This is a genomic window from Streptomyces sp. IBSBF 2435 (assembly GCF_036815005.1).
GTDB lineage: Bacteria > Actinomycetota > Actinomycetes > Streptomycetales > Streptomycetaceae > Actinacidiphila.
Map to the genome: position 1 here is coordinate 1 of NZ_JAJSYW010000245.1, position 8,107 is coordinate 8,107.

Below are 8,107 nucleotides of genomic sequence, written 5' to 3' on the forward strand. Positions count from 1 at the left end.
GGCCTGGGGTTCGCGCTGCGGGAGGCCGTCGGTCCGCTCGATCAGCAGCCGGGGGACGCCGAGCGGCGCGAAGGCCGCGTCGCGGTCCTCGGTGGTGAGGACCAGGACCGGGCGGGCGTCGGCGAGCATGTCGCGCAGCCGGTCGGCGGGCAGGTCCGCGTCCAGCGGCAGATAGGCGGCGCCCGAAGCCAGGACCGCGAGGATGGCCGTGATGTGGTCGGCGGTCCGCGGCAGGGACAGCGCCACGATGCGCTCGGGGCCCGCCCCGCGGGCGGCCAGCACCCGGGCCAACCGGTCCGCGCGCCGGTGCAGTTCGGCGAAGGTCCGGCTGACCGCCGCGTCGGTGACGGCCGTCGCGTCGGGGGTGGCCGCGGCCTGGGCGGCGAAGAGCGCCGGGACGGTGCCGGGGCTGCCGGGGGCCGCAGGCAGGGCCGTGTCGTTCCAGGTGTGCAGGACCGTCCCGCGGTCGGCGGGGGTGAGGGCGTCGAGGCGGCCGACGGGCCGGCCGGGGGCGGCCGTCATCGCCTTGAGGAGGGCGACCATCGAGGCCGCCGTCCGCGCGGCGGCCTCGGGCGGGAAGAGGTCGGACCGGTATTCGGCGGTCAGCCGCAGCCTCTCGGCGGGCTCCACCGCCCAGGCGAACGGGTAGTGGGTGGAGTCCTCGTGGTCGCGGACGGTCATCCGCGGCCCGCTCGCGCCGTCGTCGTCGGCGACCGGGTAGGACTCGAAGACGACGAGGGTGTCGAAGAGTTCGCCGAGGCCCGCCGCGCGCTGGATGTCGGCCAGCCCCAGGTACTGGTGGTCGATGAGCCGGGACTGCTCGTCCTGGAGGCGGTCCAGGAAGTCGCCGACCGGTTCGCCGTCGCGGATCAGCACCCGCACCGGGACCGTGTTGATGAACAGGCCGATCATGGACTCGACACCGTCCAGCTCCGGGGGGCGCCCGGCCACGGTGGCGCCGAAGACCACGTCGTCACGGCCGGTGAGCCGGGACAGCAGGATGCCCCAGGCGCCCTGCACCAGGGTGTTGAGGGTCAGGCCGCGGCTGCGGGCGAGCGCGGTGAGGGCATCGGTGAGGACGGCGTCCACCTCCACGGTGTGGGTGCGCGGGACGGCCGGGGCCCGGTTGGGGTCGGCCGGGACGAGCCGGGCCGGCTCGTCGAGGCCGTCGAGGGCGCCGGCCCACGCGGCGGCGGAGGCCGCGGTGTCCTGCCGGGCGAGCCAGCGCAGGTAGTCCCGGTAGGGGGCGGCGGCGGGCGGTTCCGCCGGGCCGCCCTCGTACAGCCGGGACAGCTCGGCCGTCAGCAGCGGCACCGACCAGCCGTCGAGCAGCAGGTGCTGGTGGGACAGGACCAGGCGGTGCCTGCCGTCGGCCAGCCGGGCGAGCAGCAGCCGCAGCAGGGGCGGCTGCGCGGGGTCGAAGCGCCGCCGCTCCTGGAGCAGCAGCCGCTCCCAGCCGGCCTCGCCCGCGGTGAGGTCGACGTGCCGCCAGGGCAGCGGCACGCCGCGCGGCACGACGGCCACCGGACGTCCGGTGGACAGGTAGCGGAAGCCGGACCTGAGGCTTTCGTGCCGGTCGAGCAGGGCCTGCCCGGCCGCGCGCAGGCGGTCGGCGTCCAGCGGGCCTTCGAGGTCGTAGGACACCTGGACGGTGTAGACGTCGGGACCCTGCTCGCCGGAGTCGAAGGAGGCGTGGAAGAGCAGGCCCGCCTGGAGCGGCGAGAGCGGCAGCAGGGCGGCGTCGCCGAGGCCGCGCACTTCGGCGCGCTCGGCCTCGGTGAGGTCCAGCAGCCCGGCGTCCGCGCCACCGTCGTGGCCCTCAGGGCGTACCGCGTCGGAGGCGGCGGCGGCCAGCGCTGCGGCGCTCTTGTGCAGGAAGACGTCGCGCGGGGAGATCAGCAGCCCCGCGGCGCGGCTGCGGCCGACCAGTTGCAGGGCGCCGATGCTGTCGCCGCCGAGCGCGAAGAAGTCGTCGCCCGGGCCGACGCGTTCGAGCCCGAGGACCGCGGCGATCAGCGCGCACAGCCGCGCCTCGCGTGGTGTCGCGGGCAGCGCGGCCGACACCACGGCTGCGAAGTCGGGCGCGGGCAGGGCGCGGCGGTCCAGCTTGCCGTTCGCGGTGAGCGGCAGGGCGTCCAGGACGAGGACGGCCGCGGGGACCATGTGGCCGGGCAGCACGGCGGCGGTGCGGGCGCGCAGCTCCGCCGGGTCCGGCGTGCTCCCCGCGGCCGGGACGACGTAGGCCACCAGGCGCTCGTCGCGGACGACGACGGCGGCGCGGGCGACGTCCGGACGGCGCGTCAGGACGGCCTCGGTCTCGCCGGGTTCGATACGGAAGCCGCGCAGCTTGACCTGGTCGTCGGCCCGGCCCAGATACTCCAGCTCGCCCTGCCGGTTCCAGCGCGCCAGGTCGCCCGTGCGGTACATCCGGGTGCCCGCGGGGCCGTAGGGGTCCGCGGTGAAGCGCTCGGCGGTCAGGGCCGCCCGGCCGAGGTAGCCGCGCGCCAGCTGGACGCCGGCGAGGTACAGCTCCCCCGGTACGCCGGGCGGCACCGGGCCCAGCGCGGCGTCCAGGACGTAGGTCCTGGTGTTCCACACCGGACGGCCGATGGGGACGGCCTGCGCGCCGGGGGCGACCTCGTGGGCGGTGACGTCGACGGACGCCTCGGTGGGTCCGTAGAGGTTGTGCAGCCGGGCCGCGCCGAGCGTCCGCCGGAAGCGGCGGGCCAGCGGCGCGGGCAGTGCCTCGCCGCTGCACATCACCTGCCGCAGGCCGGTGCAGCGGGCGGCGGCCGGGTCGTCGAGGAAGGCCTGGAGCATCGACGGTACGAAGTGCGCGACGGTGACCGCCTGTTCCCGGACGAGGGCGGCGAGGTAGGCCGTGTCGCGGTGGCCGTCCGGCCGGGCCACCACCAGGGTCGCGCCGGTGGTCAGCGGCCAGAAGAACTCCCACACCGACACGTCGAAGCTCGACGGGGTCTTCTGCAGCACCCGGTCGTCGGCCGTGAGGCCGTATCGCGCCTGCATCCAGGCCAGCCGGTTCACGATCCCCTCGTGCGGGACGACGACGCCCTTGGGGCGGCCGGTCGAGCCTGAGGTGTAGATCACGTACGCGGGGTGGCGCGGGTCGTGGGACGCGGGCAGCGGCGCCCGCGGCGTGCCGTCGGCGACCGCGCCGCCGGCGTCCACCTCCAGGCGCGGGGTGTCCGGGTCGAGGACCGCGGCCCCCGCGGCGGTGACGGCGCACACGGGCCGGGCGTCGGCCAGCATGAAGGCCAGCCGCTCCGCCGGGTAGCCGGCGTCCAGCGGCAGGTAGGCACCGCCGGCCCGGTGCACCGCGAGCAGCGCGACCACCAGCGCCGCCGAGCGCGGCAGGGCGACCGCGCAGGTGCGCCCGGGGCCGGCTCCCGCGGCCGCCAGGGCGCCCGCCAGCCGCTCGACGCGGGCGTCGAGCTCGGCGTAGGTCAGGGTGGCGCCCTCGGAGACCAGCGCGGTCGCCGACGGGGTGCGGGCGGCCTGGGCGCGGAAGAGCTCGGGCAGTGTGGTGGCGGCGACCTCGTGGCCGGTGTCGTTCCAGGTGCTGAGGACCTTCGTCCGCTCGTCCGCGTCGAGGACGTCCAGCCGCGCGAGCGGGCGGCGCGGGTCGGCCACCGCCTGTTCGAGCACGCCGAGCAGCCGGCGCGCCATCAGTTCGACGGTGCCGCGGTCGAAGAGGTCGGCGCTGTAGTCGATCCAGCCCTGGACGCCGCGGCCCTCGCCCTGCTCGACGAAGTCGAAGCTGAGGTCGAACTTGGCGGTCCCCTGTTCGGCCGGCTCCGGCCGGACGGCCAGTCCCGGCAGGTCGGGTGTGCCGCCGGGGGCGGCGAGGTGGACGACCATCACCTGGAAGAGCGGGTGCCGGGACGGCGAGCGCTCCGGGCCCATTGCCTCGACCAGCCGGTCGAAGGGCAGGTCCTGGTGCTCGTACGCGGCCAGGTCGGTCTCCCTGACCCGGCGCAGCAGGGTGGCGAAGTCCGGGGCACCCGACAGGTCGGTGCGCAGGACCAGGGAGTTGACGAAGAAGCCGACGAGGTCGTCCAGCGCTTCGTCGGTACGCCCCGAGACCGGTGCGCCGAGCGGGATGTCGTCGCCCGCGCCGAGCCGGTGCAGCAGGGCGGCCACGGCCGCCTGGACGACCATGAACATGCTGGCGCCCTCGTGCCGGGCCAGTTCGCGCAGGCCGCGCTCCAGGCCGGGCCCGACGGTGAAGCCGACGGTGCCGCCGCCGCGGACCGGCAGCGGGGGGCGCGGCCGGTCGGTGGGCAGGGCGATCTCCGCGGGCAGGCCGCGCAGCGTCCCGGTCCAGTACGCGAGCAGGTCCTCGCCGGTGTCCGCGAGCAGGTCGCGCTGCCAGAGCGTGTAGTCGGCGTAGCTCACCGGCAGCGGTGCCAGCTCGGGCGCGCGGCCCGCGGCGCGCGCCGCGTAGGCGGCGCTCAGGTCGGCGAGCAGCGGGCGGTCGGACCACTCGTCGGTGGCGATGTGGTGCAGCAGGAGCAGCAGGACGTGCTCGTCGGGGCCGGCCGCGAAGAGCGTGGCCCGCAGCGGGAGTTCGCGCTCCAGGTCGAAGCGGTGCCGGATGTGCTCCGCGAACCGGTCGTAGGGCGCGTCCCGGAGGGTGACCCGGGCCTGGCCGGGTTCCAGCACGTGCTGGTGGGGCAGGCCGTCCTCGGCCGGGAAGAGGGTGCGCAGGGCGGCGTGCCGGGCGACGATGTCGTTGACCGCCGCCTCCAGCGCGGGCCGGTCGAGCGGGCCGCTCAGCCGCCAGGCGGCCGGGATGTTGTAGGCCGGCTCGGCGGCGTCCGCCGTGTCGGCGCCGCCCACCTGGTGCAGCACCCACATCCGCTGCTGGGCGGAGGACAGCGGCAGCCGGGCCGGGCGGGGCCGCCCGGTGGTGAGCGCGGGGCGGGCGGGGCCGTGCGCGGCGTCCATGGCGGCGGCGAGCCCGGCCGCGGTGGGGGTGTCGAAGACCGCGCGCAGCGGCACCTCGGCGCCCAGCACCGTCCGGATCCGGCTGACCAGCCGCATGGCGAGCAGCGAGTGGCCGCCGAGGGCGAAGAAGTCGTCGTCGACGCCGATCCCGTCCACGTCGAGGACGGCCGCGAACTGCTCGCACAGCACCTCCTCGCGCGGCGTGCGCGGCAGGCGTCCGCCGACCGCCCCGGCGAAGTCCGGGCCGGGCAGCGCGTCGTGGTCGAGCTTGCCGCTGACGGTGCGCGGCAGTACGGGGAGGGCGACGAAGGCGGCGGGCACCATGTGGTCGGGCAGCGACGCCCCCGCGTGGGCGCGCAGGGCCGCCGGAGCGGGCGTGCGGCCGGTCGCGGGCACCACGTAGGCGACGAGCCGCGGCACGCCGGGCGTGTCCTCGCGCACCACGACGGCGGCGGCCGAGACGTCCGGGTGCGCCGTCACGACGGCTTCGATCTCGCCGGGTTCGATACGGAAGCCGCGCAGCTTGACCTGGTCGTCGGCCCGGCCGAGGAAGACCAGGGTGCCGTCGGGGCGGCGGCGCACGAGGTCGCCGGTGCGGTACATACGCGCGCCGGGGCCGTCGTAGGGGCTGGCGACGAACCGCTCGGCGGTGAGCGCCGGCCGGCCGAGGTAGCCGCGGGCGAGGCCTTCGCCGGCGAGGTACAGCTCACCGGGGACGCCGATGGGGGCGGGCCGCAGCCGGTCGTCCAGCACATGGGCGCGGATGTTGTCGAGCGGGGCGGCCCAGGCGGGCCGCCCGGTGCCGCCGCCGTGCCAGCCGTACGCGTCCACGGCGCACTCGGTGGGGCCGTACAGGTCGTGGACGGCGGTGCCGGGAGTCGCGGTGAGCCGCTGCCACAGGGCCGCCGGGGTGGCCTCGCCGCCCACGGCGATGACGGCGGGGGTGCGGCTGCCGGGGGCGAGGAAGCCGTGGTGGAGCAGCTCGCGCAGATAGGTGGGGGTGAGGTCGACGAAGTCGATGCCGTGCTCGTCCAGGTAGCCCAGCAGCGCGGCCGGGTCCAGCATGGTGGCCTCGTCCACGACGTGCAGCTCATGGCCGGCCAGCAGCCACAGCAGCGGCTCCCAGGAGCCGTCGAAGCTGAAGGAGGCGGCGTGGACGGCGCGCAGCGCCGCCCGCCCGGTGTCGCGTACAGCAGGTTCCAGCAGGTCGCGCAGGTGCGCGGCGTAGAGGTTGCTCAGACCGCGGTGGGTGCCGACGACGCCCTTGGGGGTGCCGGTGGAGCCGGAGGTGTAGATCGTGTACGCGGCCGACTGCGGGTGGTACGTGCGCGGCGCGGGGTGCGCGGCGGGCGGCAGCGGGCCGTCCAGCAGCAGGCGTACGACGCCGTCGGCCGCGGGCAGCCGGTCCGCCGCTTCCGCCGTGGTCAGCAGCAGCGCGGGGGCCGCGTCGCGCAGCATGAATTCCAGCCGGTGGGCCGGAAGGCCGGGGTCCAGCGGCAGATACGCCGCGCCCGCGCGGAGCACGCCCAGCACCGCGGGCACCATCTCGTGCCGGGGCAGGGCCAGGCCCACCACCGTGCCGTCGGTGGCGCCGCGCCCGCGCAGCAGCGCGGCGATGGACTCGGCCCTGGCGGCCAGTTCGGCGAAGGTCAGCCGCCCGGCCGCGGTGACCAGGGCGGTACGGCCGGGGTGCGCCCGTGCGGTGTCCGCGAGGATCTCGGGGACGGCGCGGGTCCCGACCGGGCGGGCGGTGGCGTTCCAGCCGCCGGCGGCGGCCTCGCGCTCGGCGGGGGTGAGCACATCGAGGGCGGCCAGCGGCGCGTCCGGGGTCCGCGCGGCCTGGCGCAGCAGCAGCACCAGCCGTTCGGCGAGCAGGGCCGCGGTGTCCGGGTCGGCAAGGTCGGCGGCGTATTCGAGCAGCAGGGTGATCGGGCCGCCCGCGTCGCCGGCGTCCACGAAGGTGACGTCGAGGTCGAATTTGGCCGTGCCGTTCTCCGTGGCGGACCACTGGGTCGGCAGCCCGAGCAGGTCCGGGTCGCCGTCGGGGCGGTAGTGGTAGCCCAGCATCACCTGGAACAGCGGGTTGCGGCCCGCCACACGCGGCGGGTTGACCGCCTCCACGATCCGGTCGAAGGGCAGGTCCTGGTGCTCGAAGGCGGCCAGTGCCGACTCCCGCACCCGGGCGAGCAGGCGCCGGAAGGTCAGGCCGTCGCCGGACAGGTCGGTGCGCAGCACGAGGGTGTTGACGAAGAAGCCGACCAGGTCGTCCAGGGCGCTGTCGGTGCGCCCGGCGATGGGCGCGCCCAGCGGGATGTCCTCGCCCGCGCCGAGCCGGTGCAGCAGCGCGGCCGTGGCCGCCTGGAGGACCATGAACATACTGGTGCCGGTCGCGCCGGACAGCTCGCGCAGCGCCCGGCCCACGTCCTGCGGCACCTCGCGGCGCACCGTGCCGCCGCGGCCGGTGGGCGCGGCGGGGCGCGGCCGGTCGAGCGGCAGCGCGATCTCCTCCGGCAGGTCGGCCAACGCCTGCGTCCAGTAGGCGAGTTGCGCCGCGCCGACGTCTTCGAGCAGGCGCTCCTGCCACAGCGTGTAGTCGGCGTACTGCACGGGCAGCGCCGGCCATGCCGGTTCCCGGCCCGCCGTGCGCGCCGCGTAGGCGGTGTTCAGGTCGGCCAGGAAGGGCCGGTCGGACCACTCGTCGGTGGTGATGTGGTGCAGCACCAGCGCGACCGCGTGGTCGGTGGGGCCGAGGCGGAACACCTCGGCCCGCAGCGGCAGTTCGCGCGCCAGGTCGAAGGGGCGGCGCTGGGCCGCCCCGATCAGGCCGGCGAGCGCGTCCGGCGCGCAGTCGGTCACGGTGAAGCCGGGCTCGGCCTCGGCGGCGGTCAGGACGCGCTGGTAGGGCGCTCCCCCGTGCTCCCCGACGAGCGTGCGCAGCGCCTCGTGCCGCCCGGTGACATCGCGCAGCGCCTGTCGCAGCGCGCCGGTGTCCAGCGCGCCGCGCAGCCGCACGACCAGCGGGAAGTTGTACGCCGCTCCGCCGTCGGCCAGCTGCCCGACGAGCCACAGCCGGCGCTGGGCGGCCGACAGCGCGATCCTCTCGGGCCGGTCGGCGGCGGGCGCGACCGCGGGGCGGGTG

Annotated in this window: 1 protein-coding gene; it reads right to left on the minus strand. The window is 76.7% G+C overall.

Annotated features, from left to right (window positions below):
- A partial coding sequence (locus V7E46_RS30605; protein WP_333771456.1) for an amino acid adenylation domain-containing protein occupies positions 1-8,107 on the minus strand: 8,107 nt, incomplete at both ends.